Annotated in this window: 20 protein-coding genes and 1 riboswitch; all 20 genes read left to right on the forward strand. The window is 47.7% G+C overall.

The genetic code is table 11. From position 1 onward, the window contains the following. The first annotated feature begins 117 nt into the window (after positions 1 to 117). Positions 118 to 2748, forward strand: coding sequence for a cation-translocating P-type ATPase (locus ACZM6M_RS10465; protein ID WP_489490356.1), 2631 nt, complete (start codon positions 118 to 120; stop codon positions 2746 to 2748). A gap of 98 nt (positions 2749 to 2846) precedes the next feature. Beyond that, positions 2847 to 3743, forward strand: a complete 897-nt coding sequence (locus ACZM6M_RS10470; protein WP_066544845.1) for a fumarylacetoacetate hydrolase family protein — start codon at positions 2847 to 2849, stop codon at positions 3741 to 3743. 37 nt (positions 3744 to 3780) lie between these two features. Beyond that, on the forward strand, positions 3781 to 4245 hold the full coding sequence (locus ACZM6M_RS10475) for a methylglyoxal synthase (protein WP_066544843.1): 465 nt from the start codon (positions 3781 to 3783) through the stop codon (positions 4243 to 4245). 25 nt (positions 4246 to 4270) lie between these two features. After that, positions 4271 to 6757 (forward strand): 1,4-alpha-glucan branching protein GlgB, encoded by a 2487-nt coding sequence (glgB, locus tag ACZM6M_RS10480; RefSeq protein WP_418926746.1) that lies wholly within the window; start codon positions 4271 to 4273, stop codon positions 6755 to 6757. Between the two features lie 58 nt (positions 6758 to 6815). Then, positions 6816 to 8306 carry a sensor histidine kinase gene (locus ACZM6M_RS10485; RefSeq protein WP_418926747.1) on the forward strand — a complete coding sequence of 497 codons (1491 nt, stop codon included), beginning with the start codon at positions 6816 to 6818 and terminating at the stop codon, positions 8304 to 8306. After that, the gene (locus tag ACZM6M_RS10490; RefSeq protein WP_066544840.1) at positions 8306 to 9094 is read left to right on the forward strand and encodes a response regulator transcription factor; all 789 of its coding nucleotides are present in this window, start codon (positions 8306 to 8308) and stop codon (positions 9092 to 9094) included. The genes ACZM6M_RS10485 and ACZM6M_RS10490 overlap by 1 nt, the downstream gene beginning before the upstream one ends. A gap of 168 nt (positions 9095 to 9262) precedes the next feature. Continuing rightward, positions 9263 to 10396 carry a TRAP transporter substrate-binding protein gene (locus ACZM6M_RS10495; protein WP_337434155.1) on the forward strand — a complete coding sequence of 378 codons (1134 nt, stop codon included), beginning with the start codon at positions 9263 to 9265 and terminating at the stop codon, positions 10394 to 10396. Positions 10397 to 10534: 138 nt separating this feature from the next. Next, complete coding sequence (locus ACZM6M_RS10500; protein ID WP_337434154.1) at positions 10535 to 11059, forward strand: TRAP transporter small permease; 525 nt, start codon at positions 10535 to 10537, stop codon at positions 11057 to 11059. Next, positions 11059 to 12351: a TRAP transporter large permease gene (locus ACZM6M_RS10505; protein WP_066544833.1), complete on the forward strand. Its 1293-nt coding sequence runs from the start codon at positions 11059 to 11061 to the stop codon at positions 12349 to 12351. The genes ACZM6M_RS10500 and ACZM6M_RS10505 overlap by 1 nt, the downstream gene beginning before the upstream one ends. An 87-nt stretch (positions 12352 to 12438) precedes the next feature. After that, entirely contained in the window at positions 12439 to 12915 is a 477-nt protein-coding gene (locus tag ACZM6M_RS10510) for a YcxB family protein (protein WP_242962942.1), read from the forward strand. A gap of 55 nt (positions 12916 to 12970) precedes the next feature. Continuing rightward, the gene (locus ACZM6M_RS10515; protein ID WP_337434208.1) at positions 12971 to 13945 is read left to right on the forward strand and encodes a TRAP transporter substrate-binding protein; all 975 of its coding nucleotides are present in this window, start codon (positions 12971 to 12973) and stop codon (positions 13943 to 13945) included. A gap of 123 nt (positions 13946 to 14068) precedes the next feature. Further along, positions 14069 to 14674: a cytidylate kinase-like family protein gene (locus ACZM6M_RS10520; protein WP_418926757.1), complete on the forward strand. Its 606-nt coding sequence runs from the start codon at positions 14069 to 14071 to the stop codon at positions 14672 to 14674. Between the two features lie 93 nt (positions 14675 to 14767). Next, positions 14768 to 15853, forward strand: a complete 1086-nt coding sequence (locus ACZM6M_RS10525) for an AI-2E family transporter (RefSeq protein ID WP_489490360.1) — start codon at positions 14768 to 14770, stop codon at positions 15851 to 15853. A gap of 12 nt (positions 15854 to 15865) precedes the next feature. Next, a complete protein-coding gene (locus tag ACZM6M_RS10530; protein ID WP_242962940.1) occupies positions 15866 to 16654 on the forward strand; it encodes a MurR/RpiR family transcriptional regulator in 789 nt (262 codons plus the stop codon). A gap of 132 nt (positions 16655 to 16786) precedes the next feature. Beyond that, a complete protein-coding gene (gene ascF, locus ACZM6M_RS10535) occupies positions 16787 to 18193 on the forward strand; it encodes a PTS cellobiose/arbutin/salicin transporter subunit IIBC (RefSeq protein WP_337933839.1) in 1407 nt (468 codons plus the stop codon). 2 nt (positions 18194 to 18195) lie between these two features. After that, complete coding sequence (gene ascB, locus ACZM6M_RS10540; RefSeq protein ID WP_337434150.1) at positions 18196 to 19623, forward strand: 6-phospho-beta-glucosidase; 1428 nt, start codon at positions 18196 to 18198, stop codon at positions 19621 to 19623. A 129-nt stretch (positions 19624 to 19752) separates the two neighbouring features. Continuing rightward, positions 19753 to 19849, forward strand: a riboswitch (purine riboswitch). 279 nt (positions 19850 to 20128) lie between these two features. Next, positions 20129 to 21484, forward strand: a complete 1356-nt coding sequence (locus ACZM6M_RS10545; protein WP_347460711.1) for an NCS2 family permease — start codon at positions 20129 to 20131, stop codon at positions 21482 to 21484. A gap of 27 nt (positions 21485 to 21511) precedes the next feature. Then, positions 21512 to 22792, forward strand: coding sequence for an amidohydrolase family protein (locus tag ACZM6M_RS10550; RefSeq protein ID WP_418926750.1), 1281 nt, complete (start codon positions 21512 to 21514; stop codon positions 22790 to 22792). 104 nt (positions 22793 to 22896) lie between these two features. Beyond that, complete coding sequence (locus tag ACZM6M_RS10555) at positions 22897 to 23478, forward strand: DNA-3-methyladenine glycosylase I (RefSeq protein ID WP_417300976.1); 582 nt, start codon at positions 22897 to 22899, stop codon at positions 23476 to 23478. A 163-nt stretch (positions 23479 to 23641) separates the two neighbouring features. Further along, on the forward strand, positions 23642 to 24460 hold an 819-nt coding region (locus tag ACZM6M_RS10560; protein WP_484076730.1), incomplete at its 3' end, for a hypothetical protein.

Here is a 24460-nt window from a genome sequence, read left to right on the forward strand (position 1 = left end):
TTTCATAAATTAAACAGAGTGTACAGACCGGATGCTTCCGGGGCCGCTCAAGGATGGTCCCGGGAGCATTTTTCGTTGCGGTTTTTACAGATCCAGAGTATAAAAGGGGGAGCCGGAATGACAGAATGGTACAGCAGATCAGAGGAAGAGGTTTTAAGGGAGCTTTCCTCCTGCCGCCGGGGGCTGACCGATGCAGAGGCCCATTCCAGGCTGGAAAAATATGGGAAAAATGTTCTATATGAGCGGGAGGCTGTACCCTGGTGGCAGATTTTTCTAAGTCAGTTTAAGGATCTTCTGGTAGTGATCTTAATGATCGCTGCCGGGATATCCATGGCTACAGGAGATCCGGAGAGCGCTCTGGTTATTTTTACGGTTTTGTTTTTAAATGCCCTGTTGGGAACGATCCAGCACAGGAAGGCGGAAAAATCCCTGGAAAGCCTTCAAAAGCTGTCCTCTCCTGAGGCCAGGGTAGTGAGAGAGGGACAGTCGGTTACCATTCCTTCCTCGAACGTAGTGCCTGGAGACCTGATGATTTTAGAGGCCGGAAGCCTGGTACCGGCAGATGGCCGGCTGCTGGAAGTTTATGGACTTACGATGAATGAAAGCTCTCTTACCGGAGAATCGCTCAGCGCAGAAAAACATACCGGGTGTCTGAGAACGGAAGGAGAGCGGCTGTCTCCCGGAGATCAGGTCAATATGGTATTTTCCGGTTCTCTGGTTACCTCCGGGCGGGCTGCCGCAGTAGTTACAGCCACAGGAATGAATACGGAGATCGGTTCGATCGCTTCTTTGATGAACCGGGCAGAGGTACAGAAAACACCCCTGCAGATCAGCCTGGACCATTTTTCCGGTCATCTGGCGCTTGGCATTATGGGAATCTGTGTTTTGGTTTTTGGACTCAGTGTTTACCGGAAGGAACCTGTACTGGACGCGTTGATGTTTGCTGTGGCTCTGGCTGTGGCGGCAATCCCGGAAGCATTAAGCTCCATTGTTACCATTGTCCAGGCCATGGGAACCCAGAAAATGGCAAGGGAGCACGCGATCATCAAGGATTTAAAGGCAGTGGAAAGCCTTGGCTGCGTATCTGTGATCTGCTCTGATAAGACGGGAACGCTGACTCAGAACCGTATGGAAACAGAGGCGGTCTACATCAATGGAAGAGAAATGGAGACGGATCAGCTGAAAGAGTATGCGGGATCAGGAAAAAAGGATGCGAAGCTCTTTTTAATGGCAGCCGCTTTAAATAATAATACATCTCCATCTGCCGGGGATAAGGAGGGGGATCCGGTGGAGCTGGCCCTGTTTCATATGGTTCAGGCTGCCGGAGCAGTCCCGGAACAGCTGCGCCTGTGCTGTCCAAGAAAAGGGGAGATTCCCTTTGATTCTGCAAGAAAGAGAATGACGACCATCCATGAGGTGCAGGGGGAAGAAATCATGTTTGTTAAGGGTGCTCCGGATGTGCTGCTGGAGCGTTGCACACGGATCATAAATCCTGCCGGAGCAGATCTTGTTCCGTCACGACAGCTTTCTGCTTCCGACCGGGCGGCGATTTTAAATCAGAATCAGGAATGGTCCTTACGGGGGCTCAGAATTTTGGCATTTGCCTGCCGGTCCGGAGCCAAATGGCAGGAGGATCCGGAAACAGACCTTGTGTTTCTGGGGCTTGCGGCAATGATGGATCCGCCCCGGCCGGAGTCACGCCCGGCAGTGGCTGCGGCCCGTCAGGCCGGAATACGCACGGTGATGATCACAGGAGATCACCGGACAACGGCAATGGCTGTAGCAGGCCGGATCGGCATTTTTTTGCCCGGAGATCTGGCGCTTACAGGAGCCCGGCTGGATCAGATGACAGAAGAAGAACTGGAAAAAAAGCTGCCGCAGATTTCTGTTTATGCCCGCGTATCTCCGGAGCATAAAATACGCATTGTAAAAGCATGGCAGAACCGGGGGCATATCGTAGCCATGACGGGCGACGGGGTAAATGATGCTCCCGCCCTGAAAAAAGCAGATATCGGCATTGCTATGGGTCTGGGAGGAACAGAGGTGTCAAAGGATGCCGCCTCCATGATTCTGGCGGATGACAATTTTGCTACGATTATCAAGGCTGCTGCCAATGGAAGAAACGTATACCGCAATATTAAAAATGCCATCCAGTTTCTTTTGTCTGGAAATATGGCAGGGATTCTGTGCGTCCTTTACACTTCGCTTTTGGGGCTTCCCCTTCCCTTTGCTCCGGTTCATCTGCTGTTTATCAACCTGATCACCGATTCTCTCCCGGCAATCGCCATTGGGATGGAGCCGGCAGAGGATGGACTGCTTAAGAAACCGCCCAGAGACCCGAAGGAAGGGATTTTGACTCCCAGCTTTGTCGGACAGATCTTTTTTCAGGGCGGCCTGATGGCGGGAGCAACCATGTGGGCCTGGAGCCTGGGAATGAGACAGGGGGGAGAAGCTCTGGCCTGTACCATGGCATTTTCTGCGCTTACACTGGCGCGTCTGTTTCACGGCTTTAACTGCCGCAGCAGCTATTCGATCATACAGCTTGGCCTTCTCAGCAATCCGGGCAGTCTGGCGGCATTTATGCTTGGGAGCATTCTTTTGGCAGCGGTTCTTTTTGTGCCGGGGCTGCAGATGTTTTTTGCTGCATCCGATCTCATGCCAGTTCAGGCGGCGGCTGTAGGAATGGCTGCATTTCTTCCTACAGTGGTGATACAGCTGGGAAGGATTTTCAGGGATGCGCAGCAGTAAGAGACTGAAAAAATAGAAATCAGAGCCGAAAAGTAGAAAAAATCGGAAAAATGTGGTACAGTAGACAATAAGTGAGTGCAGAATACAGGAGGCCGTCAATGAAATTTGTTACATATGAGATTGAACATAAGAGAAGACTGGGCGTTATAAACAGGGATGGAACATGGATCTATCCGTTGCGCTCTCTGGATATGGATTATAAAACCATGCAGGAGCTGATCGAGGGCATCAGTGAGTCTGAAAAGCAGCTTCTGGAGTATGTGTCAGGACAGGATCCTTATAAAATCAAAGGGGCAGTTCCCGCAGAGGAGGCTATCCTTCTTGCGCCTATTCCTCATCCTGTGCAGGATGTGATCTGCCTGGGCATCAATTATATGGCCCATGCAGAGGAATCGGCCCGCTATAAGAAGGAGGCCTTTGGCGGAGAGCGCCCCTTTGCCGTATATTTCTCAAAACGGGTCAGCGAAGCTACGGGTACAGGCGCTGAAATCCCCAGTCATAAGGAGTTAGTGCAGGATTTGGATTACGAAGCTGAACTGGCGGTTATTATTGGAAAGGACGCAAAAAATGTGCCTGTCTCCGAGGTGAAAAATTATATTTTCGGTTATACGGTGATCAATGATGTGAGCGCCAGAACCCTTCAGACCCGTCATAAGCAGTGGTATTTCGGCAAAAGCCTGGATGGATTTCTTCCCATGGGGCCTTGTATTGTTACCGCGGAGGAATTTCCCTATCCGCCCAGGCTTTCCATTCAGTCCAGGGTAAACGGAGAGCTTCGCCAGGACAGCAGTACAGAGCTTATGATATTTGGCATTGACCATGTGGTAAGCGAGCTTTCTGCCGGAATGACCCTGAAGGCAGGCACCATTATCGCTACAGGAACGCCGGCCGGTGTGGGAATGGGCTTTGATCCGCCCCGTTTTTTAAAGCCCGGGGATGTGGTGGAGTGCTCCATTGAGGGAATAGGAACCCTGGTAAACCGGGTTTCAGAGTAGAAAAGAAACAGGCACAGCATAAAAGGAGGCCGGGAAAATGGATTACTTATCAATGACCATTGGAAAACAGAAAAACATTGCGTTGATTGCACACGACCAGAAAAAGCATGAACTGATGGACTGGTGTCTGGAGCATAAGGAAGCACTGTCAAAGCATTTTCTGTGCGGGACAGGCACCACAGCCAGGATGATTACAGAGTATACGGGCCTTTCGGTAAAGGGATACAACAGCGGGCCCTTAGGCGGCGACCAGCAGATCGGAGCCAAGATTGTGGAAGGAAAGATTGATTTTGTGATTTTCTTTTCCGATCCTCTCACGGCCCAGCCTCACGATCCGGATGTGAAGGCGCTTCTTCGGATCGCACAGGTTTATGACATTCCCATTGCAAACAATAAAGCAAGCGCGGATTTTATGATTGCTTCTCCTCTGATGGAAGAGGAGTATGAGCATGATGTGATCAATTTCAGGCAAAATATTTCAGAACGGGCTCAGACATTGTAGCCGGCAGAAGGGGGAAGCTGTATTTATGGAACAGGTATTATACGATTTGATGGATTGGGCGGGAATTGAGGAGCTGACTTATTCGGAGTCTGCAGATCCTCACAGACTTCTGGGATCTCACATAACAGAAAAGGGGCTTTTGATCCAGGCTCTGTTTCCTACGGCTTCGGCTGTAAAGGTAAAGCTTTCCAATACGGGAAAGACATATGATATGGAGCTGGCAGATGAAGCAGGCTTTTTTGCAGTCCTCATTCCCAGAAAGACGAAAACAGCCTATACGCTTTTAGTGACCTATGATAATGGGGCGGAGGAAGAAGTTACAGATCCTTACGCCTTTGGCCCTCAGTATACGGAGCGGGAGCTCAAGAAGTTTGAAGCGGGAATTTTCTATAACATCTATGAGAAAATGGGTGCTCATCCCATGACAATAGACGGTGTGGAGGGTGTATATTTTTCCGTATGGGCCCCTTGTGCCATGAGAGTCAGCGTGGTAGGAGATTTTAACCTCTGGGACGGCAGACGCCATCAGATGAGGAAGCTGGGGGAGGGAGATGCAAGTGTATTTGAGCTGTTCATTCCCGGCTTAAAACCAGGCTGCCTTTATAAGTATGAGGTGAAAACGCGGGCCGGGGAACCCATGTTAAAATGTGATCCCTATGCCAACTATGCAGAGCTGCGCCCCAATAATGCCTCCATTGTGTGGGATATTGGAAACTATCAGTGGAAGGATCAGGAGTGGATGAAAAAGAGGGCCGCATCTGATACAAAGGACAAGCCGTTTAATATCTACGAAGTTCATCTGGGATCCTGGATCCGCAAGGCGTTTGCAGAGGATGAAAATGGAAATGTGATTGCCGGGTCTGAGTTCTATAATTACCGGGAATTGGCTGTAAAGCTGGCTGATTATGTAAAGAATATGGGATATACCCATGTGGAACTGATGCCGGTGATGGAGCATCCCTTAGACGCTTCCTGGGGATATCAGGTGACAGGGTATTATGCGCCCACCAGCCGATACGGAACCCCGGATGATTTCATGTATTTTATGGATTATATGCATGAAAACGGCATCGGGGTGATCCTTGACTGGGTACCGGCTCATTTCCCCAGAGATGCCTATGGCATGGCCTGCTTTGACGGTACCTGTGTATATGAACACGCAGATCCCAGACAGGGTTCTCACCCCCACTGGGGAACTCTGATTTACAATTACGGCCGTCCCGGCGTATCCAATTTCCTGATCGCAAACGCCTTATTCTGGGCTGAAAAATATCACGCAGACGGTATCCGAATGGATGCAGTTGCTTCCATGCTGTATCTGGACTACGGCAAAAATGACGGCGAGTGGGTAGCCAATATGTACGGCGGAAATGAAAATCTGGAAGCCGTAGAATTCTTAAAGCATTTAAACAGCGTATTTAAGGGACGCAAAGACGGCGCTGTGCTGATCGCAGAGGAGTCCACAGCATGGCCCATGATCACCGGCAATCCAAAGGACGGCGGTCTTGGCTTTGACTACAAGTGGAATATGGGCTGGATGAATGACTTCACCAACTATATGCGCTGTGATCCCTATTTCCGGAAAAATAATTACGGCGGGCTTACCTTTTCCATGCTCTATGCCTACAGTGAAAACTTTGTCCTGGTATTTTCCCATGACGAGGTGGTTCACGGAAAAGGCTCCATGATGGGGAAAATGCCAGGAGAAACTCTGGAAAAGAAAGCAGAAAATCTGCGCGCTGCGTACGGCTTTATGATGTCCCATCCGGGCAAGAAGCTGCTCTTTATGGGACAGGACTTTGGCCAGATTGACGAGTGGAATGAAAATGCTTCTCTGGAATGGGAACTTTTGCAGTATCCTCTTCACAAAAATATGCAGAGCTATGTAAGGGCATTAAACCACATGGTTCTGGAGCATCCGGCTCTTTACGAGGAGGACTTTGACCCCAGTGGATTTGAGTGGATCAACTGCAGCTATCATGAAGAAAGCATGGTTTTATATGTACGCAGAAGCAAAGACGGAAAGGAAACGCTGCTCTTTATCTGCAACTTTGATAATGTGGAGCATGAGAAATTCCGTCTGGGAGTACCGTTTGCAGGCAAATATAAGGAAATCTTCAACAGTGACGCCAGGGAATTCGGCGGTCAGGGCAGGATCAACGCCCGCGCAAAGAGCTCGAAGAAGATTCCATGGGATGACAGAGAGAACTCCATCGAATGCAATATCCCGCCAATGAGCTTTCTGGTATTTTCCTGTACGCCGGAAGCTGGCAAAAAGAAGGCCGGGAGGGCTGCAAAAAGCTCTGTTAAGGAGGCTGCCGCAAAGAAGGAGCCAGAGACCGGCGGAAGAAAGACAGCCGTGGTGAAAGAGGAGCCGAAGAAGCTGGCTACAGCCAGGGAAGAACCTAAAAAACTTTCTACTACAAAAGAGGAACCTAAAAAGATAGTGGAGGCAAAGAGCCGGGAAAGAACCCAAAAGACGGCTCAATCTTTCAAACGCACTGAGTCGTAAAACACAGGAGGGGCCGAGGATACAGACAGAAAGGAAACGCAGATTATAATACAGATCTATGCTTCGTAATATATGGTTAACGATTTCCATCAAAAAGAAGATCGGTATTTTTGCAGCCATGGTCATTTTGATCATGGCTCTTTCGGCTACGTTCAGTATTTGTATTATGAACTTCTCGCTGGGAGGCTTCAATACCATTTTAAATGACAATTCCCGCTGCCATGATTTTCAGGAGGCACTGGATCTTGAGATTGAGTCCTTTGCGGATTATATCCGCGATGCCACACCTGATACGAGAGATCAGTATGTTCTGTCCTGCGTCCGTACAGAGCGCTGTCTCCGCTCCCTTCCCTTTGACTATGCCCGGATTGGCACAGAGCGCTACGCCCGCACCTGGAGTATTTTAAATGGTTATGAAACCTATCAGGCCTATCGGGATGAGCTTGCTGAGACACAGGTAAGGGAAAGCGATTTTGTGGAACGGCTGTACCGGGTGTACAAGATGCAGGAATATCTTCAGACCTATGCCAGACGTCTGGTGCAGGTCACTTTAAAAGAAGGAAATGACAGTTATCAGGAAAAAGTACCTGTATTTTATAACATGCCCTATCTGATTCTGGCTATTTCCGCCGTCTTTATGGGTTTTGTGATGTTTTTAACCAAAATCCTCTCCAACGCGCTGGTATCTCCGGCAGTCCTTCTGGCCCAGTGCGCCAGAAAAATCGCCAAAAATGATTTTACTGGAGAAGATCCCTCTGTAGAAAACCGGGATGAAATGGGCGAACTGGTGCAGGCATTTAACAAAATGAAACGGTCTACAAAGGGGTATATTGATACATTAAAGGAGAATCACCGTATGTCCGAACTGCTCCACAGGGAAGAGATCGAAAGGGTAGAGATGGAAAAGCAGCTTAGCGGAGCCAGGCTGGAGCTGCTGAAAAGTCAGATCAATCCCCATTTCCTCTTTAATACTCTGAATATGATCGCATGCATGGCAAAGCTGGAGGAGGCGGTTACGACAGAGCGGATGATCAGCAGCATGAGCAGCCTGTTCCGGTATAACTTAAAGACCTCAGAGCAGATCGTAACCCTTGCCAGGGAACTGAAGGTGGTGCAGGATTATATGTATATTCAGCAGATGCGTTTTGGAAGCCGTATTCTCTACAGCTGTGATCTTAAGGTTGATGCAGAGCAGGCTATGATTCCGGCCTTTACGCTGCAGCCTGTGGTGGAAAATGCCATGGTTCATGGTTTGTCAAAGAAGGAACAGGGCGGAAGAGTTCACGTAAGGATTTGGGAACAGGGAAAAAGGCTTGTTATTTCTGTAGCCGATACGGGGCTCGGAATGTCTGAGGAGCGTCTGGCAGAGGTCACGGAGGCCATGAAGGAGCGCCGGACCTCCAGGATTGGAATAGGACTGGGAAATATTTACAAGCGTATCCACATGATGTACAAACAGGGAGAATTCCGGATCGCCAGCATAGAAGGACGGGGCACGGTGATTCAGATGTTCATTCCTCAGGAAAAGCATAACAGGGGGGATAAATAATGTACCGAATGCTGATAGCGGATGATGAAATGATAGAGCGGGCTGTACTGTATAAAATGCTCAGTAAAAATCTGGAAGGCCAGTGTGAGATCTATCAGGCAGAAAACGGCAGACAGGCACTGGAGCTGTATGAAAAGGAGAAGATCCAGATTGCTGTTTTAGATATAGAGATGCCGGGGATCAACGGGATCCAGGCAGCAGAGAAGATCAGGGAAAAAGATAAGGATTGTGTGATCGTTTTCCTTACAGCTTTTGATGAATTTTCCTATGCAAAGAAAGCTATTTCTGTAAGGGCTATTGATTATGTGCTTAAGCCATATGATGAAAATGAGCTTATGCTTGTGATCGAGGAGGCCATGCGCATGGTAGAAGAGCAGGGGCAGAGGAAGGAGATGGAACAGTTCTTTCAAAATGAATCGGAGGAAGCTGATTTTGAAGAAGATCCGGTTCAGCCGGAGGATGATAATGATCACATGAGCCGTGTAGGGGCCATGATCCGCTCGTTTATTGAAGAAAATTATATGTATGACATTTCCATGCAGGAGCTGGCACGGAGGATGAACTACTCAGAGCCCTATTTCTGCAAGCTTTTTAAACAGTACTTTGACCAGAATTTTACTGCTTATCTCACCGAGTACCGCATTGCTGAGGCAAAAAAGCTTTTGGAGCAGCCCACTTTTAATATAAAGGATGTGGGAAAAGCGGTAGGCTACAGTGATTCCAATTACTTTACAAAGGTATTTAAGAGGATCACCGGACAGAGTCCGACGGAGTATCGGAATGGGTGATAAGGAAAAATATAAAGAAAATATAAAGAAAGTTAAAATTATACTACGATTCGCAAAAATTTACCATGTTCATTGTGCGCTTTTCCTTATATAATGAAATCAACATAAATAAAGCGTTAAGATATATATCAAAAACGTGAATGATGTATTAAGAGGAGGATGTGTAACATGAAGAAAAGATGGTTAAGCACAGCACTTTGCGCAGCAATGGCTGCAGGTACTCTGGCAGGCTGCGGTCTGAAGACACCAGAGACTACGACAGCTGCTCCGGCTGCAACTGAGGCTGCAAAGGAGGAGACCAAGGCAGAAGAGAAGACTGAGGCGGCAGAGGGTGAGACCAAGGCAGAGGCAGCAGCTTCCGGCAAGTATGACACTGCAAATATGCCTGAGGTAACTCTGGTATACGCAGAGGTTAACCCACTGGATACGATCGTTGGCCAGATGGCTACCGATTTCAAGGAAAAGGTTGAAGAGCTTTCCGATGGAAAGATGACAATCGACGTACAGGCCAGCGGCGTTCTGGGTTCTGAGAATGACGTTCTGGATACCATGTTAGGCGGCGGCGGTACCATTGATATGTCCCGTATTTCCGCATTCGCATTAAATGGCTACGGCGCAAAGAAGTCTCTGCTTCTTTCCATTCCTTATACATTTGCTGACCGTGAGCATTTCTGGAACTTCGCAACCAGCGATCTGGCTGATGAGTTCTTAGCAGAGCCGGTTGAGCAGGGCCTGGGCGTAAGAGGTCTGTTCTACGGTGAGGAAGGCTTCCGTCACTTCTTCTTTAAGGAAGAGGCTAACACACTTGAAGACTTAAAGGGCTTAAAGATCCGTGTTTCCAATGATCCTGTTATGACAGGTATGGTAGCCGGACTGGGCGCTAACGCAACTGTTGTTTCCATGAACGAGCTGTACTCCGCACTGCAGACAGGTGTTGTTGACGCTGCTGAGCAGCCGATCGCAAACTATGCTTCCAATGCATTCCCTGAGGTTGCACCTTACCTGATGCTGGATGGACATACTCTGGGCGCTGTTCAGGTTGTTATCACAGACGAGGCATGGAACGGACTGACCGAGGATCAGCAGGCTATCCTTATGGAGGCAGGCGAGTACGCTTCTGCTAACAACCGTGCAAACTCCGAGAACAAGGAGAACGAGGTTTTAGAGCAGCTTAAGGCTGACGGCGTAACCGTTGTTGAGGTTGAGGATAAGGCTCCATGGAAAGAGGCTTGTAAAGATGTAATCGAGTCCAATACTTCCGATCAGGCTGAACTGTATCAGCAGCTCCTTGATATGGAGTAATCTTGCAGTAAATTTGTAACTGACAGGACACAGAGAGTTTTGGATATTTTCTGTGTCCTGTTTTGGTATCACGGAACCTGTTAAAATGTTGTTAACAGACATCCGAATACACAATAAAGAAAAGGGGGAAAATCTGAAATGCCAGAGATTTTCAACAAAATCGACAAGATCAAACCGGCGTATGACCTGGTATACAAGGTTGTACTGCTGATCTGCAAGCTGCTTCTGGTTGCGGATATTGTGATCACATCCATGTCTGTTGTCGGCCGTTACGTTTCCTTTATTCCCGACCCGGCCTGGAGTGAAGAAGTAGTTCTTACCTGTATGTCCTATATGGCAGTGCTTTCTGCAGCACTGGCGATCCGCAGGGGCGCTCATATCCGTATGACCGCATTTGACAATTACTTACCGAAAAAGGTCGTAACTTTCCTTGATATCCTTGCTGATGTTGCCGTACTGGTACTGGCTGTGATCATGATTACAGTGGGCTGGAAATATGCAACCGGCATTGGTTCCAAGGGTACTTATGTAAGTATGCCAAAGGTATCCAGATTCTGGATGTACTTCCCGGTTCCTTTAGCCGGAGTGGCTATGGTTGTGTTTGAGATTGAGGCTCTTTACAATCATGTGAAAAAGATCTTTGTAAAGGAGGAAGCAAAATAATGGATGCGAATACATTTGCAATTTTAGTTTTACTTGGAAGCTTTTTCCTGATGATCTTCCTGCGTTTCCCCATCGCTTATGCGGTTGCTCTTTCTTCCGTATTCTGTCTGGTAGCTCAGGGACATAACCTGACTACGATCTGCCAGCAGATGGTAAAGGGAATCAGTTCCTTCAGCCTGATGGCTGTTCCGTTCTTTATCACCATGGGATGCCTTATGGGCTCCGGCGGTATTTCCGAAAAGCTGATCGCTCTGGCAAATGCCTGCGTGGGCTGGATGCGCGGCGGTATGGCAATGGTAAACATCGTTGCTTCCTATTTCTTCGGCGGTATTTCCGGTTCTGCATCTGCAGATACAGCTTCCTTAGGTTCCATCCTGATCCCTATGATGGTTGACCAGGGCTATGACGGAGATTTCTCCACTGCAGTTACGATTACATCTTCCTGTGAGGGACTGTTAGTACCTCCAAGCCACAACATGGTTATCTACGCTACCACAGCCGGCGGTATTTCCGTAGGAAGCCTGTTCTTAGCAGGATATATTCCGGGCGCTCTGTTAGCTGCTTCCCTGATGATCGGCTCTTACATTATTTCTGTAAAGCGCAATTATCCAAAGGGCGACAAGTTCAGCATGAAGGTGCTGTTAAAGCAGTTCAGCGTTTCCTTCTGGGCTCTGGCAGCCGTTCTGATCGTTGTAGTAGGCGTAGTAGGCGGTGTGTTCACAGCTACTGAGTCCGCAGCGATCGCTGTTATCTACAGTCTTCTTGTAAGTGTATTTATCTACAAGGGACTTGACTGGAAGGGCGTATGGAGAGTTTTAGGCGACTGCATCGACACACTGTCTATCGTACTGATCCTGATCGCAACCTCCAGTATTTTCGGTTACTGCCTGACACAGCTCCATGTGCCGGATCTGGCAGCAACTGCTATTACAAACTTTACCAACAACCCAATCGTACTGGCACTGCTGTTAAACCTGATCCTTCTGGTTTTAGGCTGTATCATGGATATGGCTCCGATCATCCTGATCGCAACTCCTATCCTTCTGCCGATCGCAACCTCTATCGGTATCGATCCCATTCAGTTCGGTATCATGGTAGTATTAAACTGCGGTATCGGCCTTCTGACTCCTCCGGTTGGTTCCGTTCTTTTCATCGGTTCCGCCATTGCAAAGCTGCCAATGGAGAAGGTTGTAAAAGCTACCCTTCCATTCTACCTGTGCATGATCATTACGCTGCTTCTGATCACATTTGTACCGGCAATCAGCCTGTGGCTGCCTCAGGTATTGGCATAACAGCAGAAATCATTTATAATTAACAATCATGAAGCCGTTCTGATGCTTTATCAGGACGGCTTTAAAAATCACTTCGGAGGAAGGCTTATGTATCAATATACCTATCGTCTCAGCAATGGAGAATACTGGCGTCTGTCTATGTACTATACGTATGGATCTATGGTAGGCGTGTGCAATCTGATATTTACAGCGGCTTTATTTATCCTTACCTATGTAAAATGGGGAGGAGCAGGATGGGGCTACCGGGCCATGCTGATCTTAGGCTGCAGTCTGTTTACCGTGCTTCAGCCCCTGGCGATCTGGAGACGTTCCAAAAAGATTGCTTCAGCGATTAAAGAGGATACTCATATCATGATTGACGGCAAGGGGATCCATGTGACTGTGGGAACGGCTCATACGGATATTGTATGGGACAAGATCCGCCGTATTTCAAAGAAACCGGATATGCTGGTGATCTTTTCCGATACGACCCATGGATATGTGCTTACGGACCGGGTGCTGGGAGGAGACCGTGAAGCGGTCTATTCGTTTATCACTGCCCGTATGAATCATGGAAAAAAGTAAGGAGGAAGCAGTGAAAGGGAAGAGAAACATCCTGGCTGCCGGCCTGATCCTGGCGTTGTCCGCCTCGGTATGGGGGTGCCAAAGCAGAGAGAAGGGGGCCGGGGAAGAAAATGTACCAGAGTTTGTGCTGACCTATGCGGAAAATCAGGCAGAGGACTATCCTACTACTCAGGGAGCTTACAGATTTGCAGAACTGGTAAAGCAGAGAACCGGAGGAAAGGTGGAAATCCTGATCAATGCCGAGGGGATTCTGGGGGATGAGAGAACGGTGATCGAGCAGCTTCAGTTCGGCGGCGTTGATTTTGCCCGTGTGTCTCTGTCGCCTTTATCGGAATTTGTGCCGGAATTGAATGTCCTTCAGCTTCCCTATCTGTATACAGGTGCGGAGCATATGTGGAAGGTGCTGGAAGGGGAAATCGGGGACAGCTTTTTAGGTTCCTTTGAGGGCTCCAGTCTGGTAGCTCTTTCCTGGTATGACGCAGGAGCCAGAAATTTTTACAATTCGGTCCGTCCCATAGAGAAGCTGGAGGATATGAAGGGGCTTACCATCCGTGTTCAGGAGTCGGAGCTTATGAGCGACAGCATCCGCGTGCTGGGAGCTGTGCCGAAGCAGATGGCTTACGGGGAAGTTTATTCCGGTCTTCAGACCGGGGAAATCGACGGAGCGGAAAATAACTGGCCCTCTTATGAGTCCACAAGGCATTATGAGGTAGCCAGGTATTACACCATCGATGAGCATACCCGAGTGCCGGAGCTGCAGCTGGCGGCCCAGTCCACCTGGGATAAGCTGCCTGAGGAGTACAGGATCATTATTACCCAGTGTGCCAAAGAATCCGCAAGGTATGAGCGTTCTCTGTGGAAGGAGCGCGAAGCACAGTCTGAGCAGAATATCCGTGAAGCAGGCTGTATCATAACAGAGCTTTCCAAAGAAGAAAAGTCCCGCTTTCAGGCTGCGGTTATGCCTATGTACGGAAAATACTGCAGCGATTATGTGGATATGATCGACCGGATTGTGGCAGAGGGGAGATAAGGAAAAATCACGTCCGGTTCATCCTTGTGGAATGACGGTAAGGTATGCTATAATAGCCCCATAACCGAATGGCTCTTATGGATCCATACAGGCACAGACAAAGGAGAAGGGACGGTGGACGTTATGAATAAAGTAATTACAGTAAGCCGTGAATTTGGAAGCGGTGGACGCGAGCTGGGAGTAAAGCTGGCAGATGCGCTGGGGATTCTTTTTTATGATAAGGAACTGATTTCCATGGCTGCCGACGATATCAATATTGCGGAAGAAGCATTTCGCAGGTATGACGAGCATATTGTGGTGGAAGATCCCCTGGATCGGAATTTTTATCATGCATTTTCTGACATTTACCAGGTTCCCATGTCGGATCAGATTTTCGTGGCGCAGTCGAATGTGATCCGCCGTCTGGCATCCCATGGCCCCTGTATCATTGTCGGCCGGTGTGCCGATATGGTATTGGAGGACAGCATCAATATTTTTGTTTATGCAAAGATGAAAAACAGGATCCGCCGTATGATGGAGCTGGAGCCGGGATCGGATGAAAAGGAAATGGAGCGCCGGATCCGTGAGGTAGACCGGAAGCGGAAGGATTATTATCAGTATTATACTGGAAATACCTGGGGAAAGGCGCAGAATTATCATCTGTGCGTAGACAGCGGACTCGTAGGAGTGGACGGCTGTCTCAGAGCAGTGACGGCATATCTGGGAGAGTTGTGCCGGGATCTGTCTTAAAAAAAGAAAATATATGTTTTATGAATATTATTTTTCCAAAGGCTCATACTAGGAGTGTACAAAGGAAGTACAAATCAAAAAACAGGTGAGTCCATGGAAAAACCCGGTAAAAAACTGAAGAAATTTTTAATCATAACAGGAACCACAGGATTGGTCTATGCAGGTTTAAAGTACCTGCTGCCTCTTGTGGCTCCTTTTTTCATTGGCTATACGCTGGCCTTGATCCTGCGCCCTTCGGTTCGTTTTATCCGGTATCGTTTTCAGTTTTCTGCATTTGGAAAAACATGGAAAATTCCCTCTGGATTGATCGGAGCAGCAGAAATAGGGATTATATTTGGCGGTCTGGGGATTTTGGTCTGGCAGGGAATCCTGCGCCTGTGCCGGGAACTGCAGCTTCTGGCAGTCCGTCTGCCCCTGTGGATGATGGATTTTGACAGCTGGATGGCGGAATACTGTATGAAAATGGAACGGGCAGCAGGCTTAAAGTCCGGCTGTCTGTTTGGAACAGCAGCTGAAATGACAGCCACATTGGGGGAGAAGGTGAAAGAAAGCCTGATGCCTTTTCTTATGACAAATTCCCTGCCTGCAGCGGCTTTTTTTATACGTCTGACTCTCGTTTGCCTGGTTTCCTTTCTGGCGGCTGTCCTGAGTCTTCAGGAGATGGAAGAGCTTCGGCACAGGCGGGATCAGTCCTTGTTTCGCAGAGAGTTTAATCTTATCGGGAACCGCCTGGTACAGACCGGGAAGGCATGGTTTAAAAGCCAGGGCATCATCCTTCTTTTAACCTGTGGTTTGAGTATAGGAGCCATGATCTGGATGGGAAATCCATATGCTGTTTTGGCAGGCACAGCCATAGCTCTTCTGGACGCCCTGCCTCTTTTGGGAGCAGGGGCTGTCCTTCTGCCCTGGGCTTTTTTGTGCGTGCTGGGAGGACAGTGGAAGGATGCTTTGATCCTTTCGGCTCTCTATCTGGCCTGTTACTTTGCGCGCCAGTATCTGGAAGCGAAGTATATGGGCAGTGAGGTTGGCTTATCTCCTCTGGAAACACTGGCGGCAGTGTATGTGGGAATGGAATTATTTGGTTTTTTGGGATTTATTTTAGGGCCTCTGGGACTGCTTTTGATCGAGGATCTGACAGAGATATGGGAAGAAGGAGCAGACAGAGGGAAACTTACTTGACAGGCAGAAGCTTTGGCTGATAGACTGGTATTAGAAATGATGGGAGAGGACATGAAAATGTTTGATGTGGAGCAGGTAAAAGCCTTAAATGATCTGGAGAGAATGGTCTATGAATATGTTGTAAAAGATCCTGAAAAGGTGAAATATATGAGGATTCGGGAGCTGGCTGATGAGGTACATGTTTCAACGTCTACCATTCTGCGGTTTTGTAAAAAAATGGGATGCAGCGGCTATTCAGAATTTAAGCTGCAGCTTCGGGATTATCAGACCAGGAAGGATCAGGCAAACGTAAGGGATGATATTTCAGAAGTCGTTGACTTTCTTAAAAAAACCGCAGCGCAGGAGTTTGAAGATAAGCTGGAAATGCTGGCAGAGGTTATTTTTCATGCAAACCATGTTTTTCTGGTAGGCAGCGGTATGTCGGGGATCGTGGCAAAATATGGAGCGCGGTATTTTTCAAGTATGGGTAAATTCTGCCTGTATATTGATGAACCGCACTATCCTACAGAGAGCAGTTTTTTAAAGGACAGTCTTGTGATCGTATTTTCTGTATCGGGGGAATCCGGAGATACCATCCGGCATGTTATGCGGTTTAAGGAGCAGAACTGCCGGATCCTCAGCATCACGAATACGGAAAACTGCACCATAGCAAAGCTGTCTGATCATAATATTGCATATTATGTCAGCTATATGCGGCTGGGTGATTATGATGTTACAACCCAGATCCCGGCGGTGAGTATTGTGGAACGTCTGGGCAAGAAGCTGTACCGCTATACCTCTAAAGGGCCAGGAGCTATTTGATAAAACATCCTGTTACATATAAAAAACAAGTGATTAAAGGTGTCACTTGTTTTTTTAGGCCCTGAAAGCGATGACAGTAGATGATTCCCTTCGTATAATGTATCTATCAAAATCCTTAAGGGGGAAAAGAAAATGGCAAAAGATTATACGGTTATTTCCAGAAAAATCGTAGAGCAGATTGGTGGGATCGACAACATTGCAAACGTTACTCACTGTATGACCCGTCTCCGCTTTGTGTTAAAGGATGAAACACTGGCAGATGATGAGGCAGTAAAAGCAATTGACGGTGTTATGGGTCTGGTAAAACAGGGAGGACAGTACCAGATTATCATCGGCAACCATGTAGGAACCGCTTATCAGGAGGTTTTAAAACTGGGAAATTTTGGCGAGCAGAGTGAAATTGCCAAAGGTGAGAAGAAAGAACCTCTGACACTGAAAAAAGTGGGAAATAACATTCTGGATGCGATTGTGGGAACCATGTCCCCGCTGATTCCGGCTATCATCGGCGGCTCCATGGTAAAGCTTCTGGTTATGCTCCTTGGAATGGCAGGTATCCTGTCTGCTGATTCAGAAACCTATAAGCTGATCAATACCATTGGCGACGGAGCATTCTACTTCCTTCCGATGCTGGTAGCAGCGTCCGCAGCAAAGAAATTTAAGACGGATATGTTTCTGGCAATTTCCATTGCAGGAGTTCTGATCCATCCGGATTTCAGAAGCATGATGGAGGCAGTTACAGTAGGCGATACAGCGGCTCATTTTATGGGAATCCCCATTGCTTCCGTAAAGTATACCTATACCGTTATCCCGTCAATCTGTATGACATGGATTCTGTCCTATATTGAGCGGGGCGTTGATAAGATCACTCCGGCTGTGACAAAGAACTTCTTAAAGCCCATGCTGATTCTTCTGATTGCGGCTCCCATTGCTATTTTAATCATTGGGCCGGCAGGTATATATGTAGGAGAAGGCATTTCCTCATTCGTTTTCGCAGTTCAGGACAAGCTTGGCTTTGTGGCAGTAGGAATCATGGGCGCGATCTGGCCGCTCCTTGTAATTACCGGTATGCACCGTGTATTTACGCCAACTATTTTACAGACTATTTCCGAGACGGGAATGGAGGGTACAGTAATGCCCTCTGAGATCGGAGCAAATCTTTCACTGGGCGGCGTATCTCTTGCAGTTGCATTAAAAACAAAGAACAGTGAGCTTCGACAGACGGCTCTTGCGGCAGCATCTTCTGCTCTGATCGCAGGAACTACAGAGCCTGCTCTCTATGGCGTTGCAGTGCGCTTAAAGCGTCCTCTTCTGGCTTCTCTGATCACAGGCTTTGTTTGTGGCTGTCTGGCCGGAATCGGAGGGCTTGCCAGTCGTTCCATGGTATCGCCCAGCGTTCTCACCGGAGTACAGTTTATCGATCCGGCGAATCCGGGAAGAAGTATTGCGTGGATTGCAGGCATCACCATTTTATCCATTGTCCTGTCCTTTGTGCTGACACTGGTGATCGGTTTTGAGGATATTCCAGAAGAGGAGAAATAACATTGAGTGATTTCAGAGTACCGGAGAATTTTTTATGGGGAGGAGCCATTTCTGCCAATCAGGCAGAAGGAGCTTATCGGGAAGGAGGCCGTGGGATCAGCAATATCGACCTGATCCCCCACGGTTCCAGTCGTATGGATGTGAAGCTGGGAAAGGTTTCTGATCCTGAGCTGCAGACAGATGCCTTTTATCCCAGCCATGAGGCGATTGATTTTTATCATCATTATAAAGAGGATCTGGCCTTAATGGGGGAATTGGGACTTAAGGTATTCCGCACCTCTATTTCCTGGTCCAGACTGTTTCCTGAGGGAGATGAGGCATTCCCCAATCCGGAAGGAATCGCTTTTTATAAAGACCTGTTTAAGGAATGCCGCAGATATGGGATGGAGCCTCTGGTTACGCTGTGCCATTTTGATGTGCCGTATGGCCTGATCCGGAAATATGGCTCCTGGAGAAGCAGAGAGGTGATCGGCTGCTTTGTACGGTATGCAAAAACATGCTTCAGGGAATTAAAGGGACTGGTAAAATACTGGCTTACATTTAATGAAATCAATATTGTGCTGCACAGTCCGTTTTCAGGGGCAGGAATTGCCTTTGCAGAGGGAGAAAACAGAAATCAGGTTATTTATCAGGCGGCTCACCATATGCTTGTAGCAAGCGCTCTTGTCACAAAAGCAGCCCATGAAACAGATCCAGAAAATAAAGTGGGCTGTATGCTGGCCGGAGGAAGCTTTTATCCGTATTCCTGTAATCCGGAGGATGTATGGGAGTCTGTAAAAAAAGAACAGGAAAATCTGTTTTTCATTGATGTGCAGGTTCGCGGACATTATCCCAGCTATGCCAAAAAGCTTTTCAGGGAAAAGGGTATCTGTCTGAATATGGAGCCGGAAGATTCGGATATCTTAAAAAATACAGTTGATTTTATGTCCTTCAGCTATTATTCCAGCCGCTGTGTGGCTGCGGATATGGCGGATAAGACGTCAAATGAGGGAAATGTGGTGAAATCCGTGAAAAACCCCTGGCTGAAAACAAGCCAGTGGGGATGGGCCATTGACCCTCTTGGTCTTCGGATCACAATGAATCAGCTTTATGACCGCTATCAGAAACCGCTTTTTATTGTAGAAAATGGTCTTGGCGCAAGAGATGTGCTCACACCGGAAGGAACGGTTGAGGATGATTACCGGATCGACTATCTGAAAAAGCACATTGAGGCGATGAAGCTGGCAATGGAAGACGGAGTAGAGCTTATGGGCTATATTGTCTGGAGCTGTATTGACCTGGTGTCTGCATCTACAGGGGAGATGAGCAAACGATATGGGTTTGTTTATGTAGACAGAGATGATGAAGGAAAAGGAAGTCTTAAGAGACAGAAAAAGAAATCCTTTTACTGGTATCAGGATGTAATCCGAAGCAATGGGGAGTATTTATAAACACTTAGAAAATACAAAAAATAAAAGGTACCACAAAAGTTTTTGTATAAAGTACCTATAAAAGAGCTTGGTTTTTCGATACTTTTTAGGATAGACAAATAAAATGGGAATGCTTATAATGAAAGTAACTTCATAAAAGCAGATTTTTTATGTATATCCTGGAGATTGGTCCAGAGTTTCTACCAACTGCCGTAAATAGTTGACTACATAGTTTCATGGGGCTGGTTTTGGGCGGCCGCCATGCAGCTGTGCGCGGTCTTTGGGGCAGATATGAGCAGATTTAGGTTCCGCGTTGGCGGAACCTTTTTTAGTTCATAGGAAAGAGCATCCTATGAAATTCAGTGGGTTACACAAGCAGAGATTATCTGTAGAGAAAGGAGGGATGAGGCAGAACGCACGCAGACTGGCTGCTGATGAAGAAAAATGTGAAAGAGAGGACATAACATTGGAAAAAAGGGAAGGTTTTTTCGAACGGTTTTTTGGGATTTCACAAAGCGGCTCTAATATGCGCACAGAGGTTTTGGCAGGGATCACCACCTTTATCACGGTGGCGTATATCCTGATCCTGAATCCTCAGATCCTGGCTGATCCATTTGTCATAGGGGGAGACATGGATATGGCCTCTAAAATCTCCAACGGCGTATTTATTGGAACCTGCATCGGCGCTTTTATTGGTACGATTCTGTGTGCGGTATATGCCAAGGTGCCTTTAGCTCAGGCTCCCGGTATGGGGCTGAATGCATTTTTTGCCTATACGGTTGTGCTGGGAATGGGGTATACTTATCATCAGACATTGACAATTGTATTTATTTCAGGCGTACTGTTTATCGTAATCACGGCAGTGGGACTGCGCCAGGCGATTATCCGGGCCATACCGGAGCCGATTAAAATGGCGATCACGCCGGGAATCGGCCTGTTTATCACCATTGTGGGATTAAAGAATGCGGGGCTGGTTGTAAGCAATCCCTCTACGCTTGTAAGCATGGTTGATTTTGCCCAGTGGAGAAATGGCGTGGATACACAGCTGATCTGCGGCGCTCTGGTGGCTTTGATCGGACTGATTGTCATAGGAGTTCTTCACACAAAGAATGTAAAGGGTTCGATTCTCTGGGGAATTGTAGCAGCCACAGTGGTAGGAATCCCTCTGGGAGTGACAAAGCTGTCTGCCTTTGACCTGGATCTGGCTGCAAAATTCAGAGATTTTGGTGAGGTTTCTCTGTTTAAAATGGATGTGGCAGGCCTGTTTGAGGGAAAGAGCGTTACAGATGCCATTTTTACTATTATTATGCTGGTACTCAGCTTTTCACTGGTAAATATGTTTGACTCAATGGGAACACTTATGGGAGCAGGACGCCAGTCCGGCCTGATCGACGAGAACGGAGAAGTGATTCATATGCAGGAAGCACTGATGGCGGATGCGATTTCCACAGCAGCAGGAGCATTAGTGGGTACTTCTACCGTAACGACTGTAGTGGAATCCAGCGCAGGCATTGCAGCAGGAGGACGGACTGGAATGACCAGCCTGGTAACAGCAGCTCTTTTCCTTGGAGCCATTATTTTTGCCCCGGTTGTAAGCATTGTGCCGGCAGCGGCAACTGCACCGGCTCTGATCTTTGTGGGCGTTCTGATGCTGAGCAATATCAAGGATGTTGATTTTTCGGATATGACAAACGGACTTCCGGCTTTCTGTACCGTTGTATTTATGCCTTTTACCTATTCAATTGCAAACGGGATTGCAATGGGGCTTATTACATACTGCCTTCTGAAGATCCTTGCAAGAAGACCGAAGGAGGTAGAAGTACTGACAGGACTGATCGCTGTGGTATTTGTGTTCCGCTATGCATTTATGACCCTTGGATAAAAGGGAATTGTAAGGAGGATGGAATCTATGGAACAGAAAACATTTGCACTGAAGGGAAATATCATTTATACAAAGGAGCGAACCCGATTTGAAGTGATGGAACAGGGCTGGCTGGTATGTGAAGAAGGCCGGGTTCGGGATGTGTATTCGGTGCTTCCGGAGGAATTAAAGGGCATACCCGTGGAGGATATGGAGGACCGCCTGATTATCCCCGGACTGACGGATCTCCATATCCATGCTCCTCAGTATACATTCCGCAGCCTTGGAATGGACATGGAGCTGTTGGAGTGGCTGGAAACAAATACATTTCCGGAGGAGTCCAAATATAAGGATGCGGAGTATGCCAAAAAGGCCTATGAAATGTTTGCAGAGCAGTTGAAAAAGAGCGCTACCGTGCGGGCCTGCATTTTCGGGACCATTCACAATGAGGCCACGCTGATTCTGATGGATCTTTTAGAGGAGGCCGGGCTTCACACCATGGTTGGAAAGGTAAATATGGACCGCAACAGCCCGGATTATCTATGTGAGCCATCAGCTGAGGCTTCCGCTCAGGCTACCAGGGAGTGGCTGAAGGCCGTAGCTGACCGGAAGTATAAGCATACCAGACCGATTCTGACTCCGCGTTTTACTCCCAGCTGTACAGATGAGCTGATGGAGCTTTTAAAGGAGATTCAGACGGAAACCCATCTTCCGATGCAGTCTCATCTATCAGAAAATCCGGGGGAAATTGCCTGGGTGAAGGAGCTTTGTCCCTGGTCTGAATTTTATGGCGATGCTTATGATAAGTTTGGACTGTTCGGAGGAGACTGCCCCACTGTAATGGCTCACTGCGTTTATTCCGGAAAAGAGGAAATGGCTCTTATGAAGGAGAAAGGCGTATTTGTGGCCCATTGTCCGGAATCCAATACCAACCTTTCTTCCGGCGTCGCACCGGTGCGGCGGTATCTGGAGGAGGGCCTTCATGTGGGTCTTGGAAGCGACGTGGCAGGAGGTTCTACAGAAAATCTCTTTACCGCCATGTCTCAGGCCATCCAGGCATCCAAATTAAGATGGAGGCTGCAGGATGATTCCTTAAAGCCTCTTACCGCAGAGGAGGTCTTTTATATGGCTTCCAAGGGCGGCGGGGCATTTTTTGGAAAAACAGGAAGCTTTGAGCCGGGATATGAATTTGATGCGGTTATCATTGACGACAGCCGCCTGATCCATCCCCAACCGCTGACGGTGAAGCAGCGTCTGGAGCGAGTGATCTATCTGGGCGACGAACGGGAGGTATATGGAAAATATGCCTGCGGTGAAAAGATTCTGTAACTATTCTGAGAAAATAAAGGTGAAATGATGAGAGGAAAATGTACTCCCGGAATCCCTGTATGGGGCTTTCGGGAGCATTTTCTGTTATACAGGAGGAAGACAGGGTGGAATGGAAGGATGGAAAATGCAGGTGCTGCTGGGCCAATCCAAAGAATGAGCGGTATATCCGCTACCATGATGAGGAATGGGGGCGCTCGGTTCATGATGACAGAAAGCTGTTTGAAATGCTGGTTTTGGAGTGTTTTCAGGCAGGGCTTTCCTGGGAATGCATTTTAAATAAGAGAGAGGCCTTCAAACAGGCATTTGATGAGTTTGAGCTGGAAACTGTCTGCGGGTATGGAGAGGAGAAGCTTCAGGAACTGAAAGAAAATGCGGGAATTGTGCGTAATTCTCTGAAAATAATTGCCGCTGTCACCAATGCCCGTATATTTAGAAAGATTCAGGCAGAGTACGGAAGCTTTGACTGTTATCTGTGGCACTGGACAGAGGGAAAGGTAATCTGTGAGACAGGAAAGACAAACTCTGCTTTGTCTGACCGGATTTCAGAAGATCTTAAAAAGCGCGGAATGAAGTTTGTGGGAACTACAGTTGTATATGCCTATCTGCAGGCGGTTGGAGTTGTATGGGGACATGAAGAAAACTGTTTTCTGTCACTGCATCAGGGAAAGAATATGCAGAAAAAGTAACAGTTTCATAACGGTTTCTTACATTTTTCTGTCTTGTTTACATTTTCTATACGTTTTCTTACTTCTTTTAAAAATCATTGATTTAATCGAAAAAAATAGCTATAATCTGCTCATAAAAAACAGATAAAATAAACAATGTATATAAAAGGAGGAGGTTTCCTATATGAGAAAACGTAATTTAACCGGTTTATTATTTGCAGCAGCATTTGTGATGGCAGGAACCCAGTTCGGCAGTGTAGAAGCTCAGGCAAGACCTCACCATGGAGAGGACTGGGAGGACCGATGGGAAGATCGTTGGGATGATGACGATGATGATGACGATCGCTGGGACGATGACGATGACGACGATGATCGCTGGGATGATGACCGTTGGGACGATGACGATGATGACGATCGTTGGGAAGGCGGACACGGTCATGGAAATGGGAATCATGGAGGTGGTAATAACAGCGAGCACCGTCCGGCAGCAGGCGGAGCAGTAAATGTAGTTTACTTCTGTGAGGAGGATAATACCGTCTGGGCCAATGGCGTTATCTGGGCAGCGGGCCTTGTAGACGGAAAGGGAAATGTAAACTCCAGCGAGCTGACCAATGTGCCGGAAGGCTATAAGTTAAAGGAAGTAGGAGACTTCTACTACGACGGCGGCGCAGAACTCCGTATTCAGATTGTGCCAGAGCATAAGTATGGCGGAATGGTAAACGTAGTGTATGTATGCGAGGAAGAGAACCATGTATGGGCGAACGGAGAGATCTGGGCAGCGGGCCTTGTAGACGGAAAGGGAAATGTAAATTCCAGCGAGCTGACCAATGTGCCGGAAGGCTATAAGTTAAAGGAAGTGGGAGATTTCTACTATGACGGCGGTTCTGAGCTTCGTATTCAGGTTGTGCCAGAGCATAAGTATGGCGGAATGGTAAACGTAGTGTATGTATGCGAGGAAGAGAACCATGTATGGGCGAACGGAGAGATCTGGGCAGCGGGCCTT

The sequence above is a fragment of the Enterocloster sp. genome (assembly GCF_057861365.1).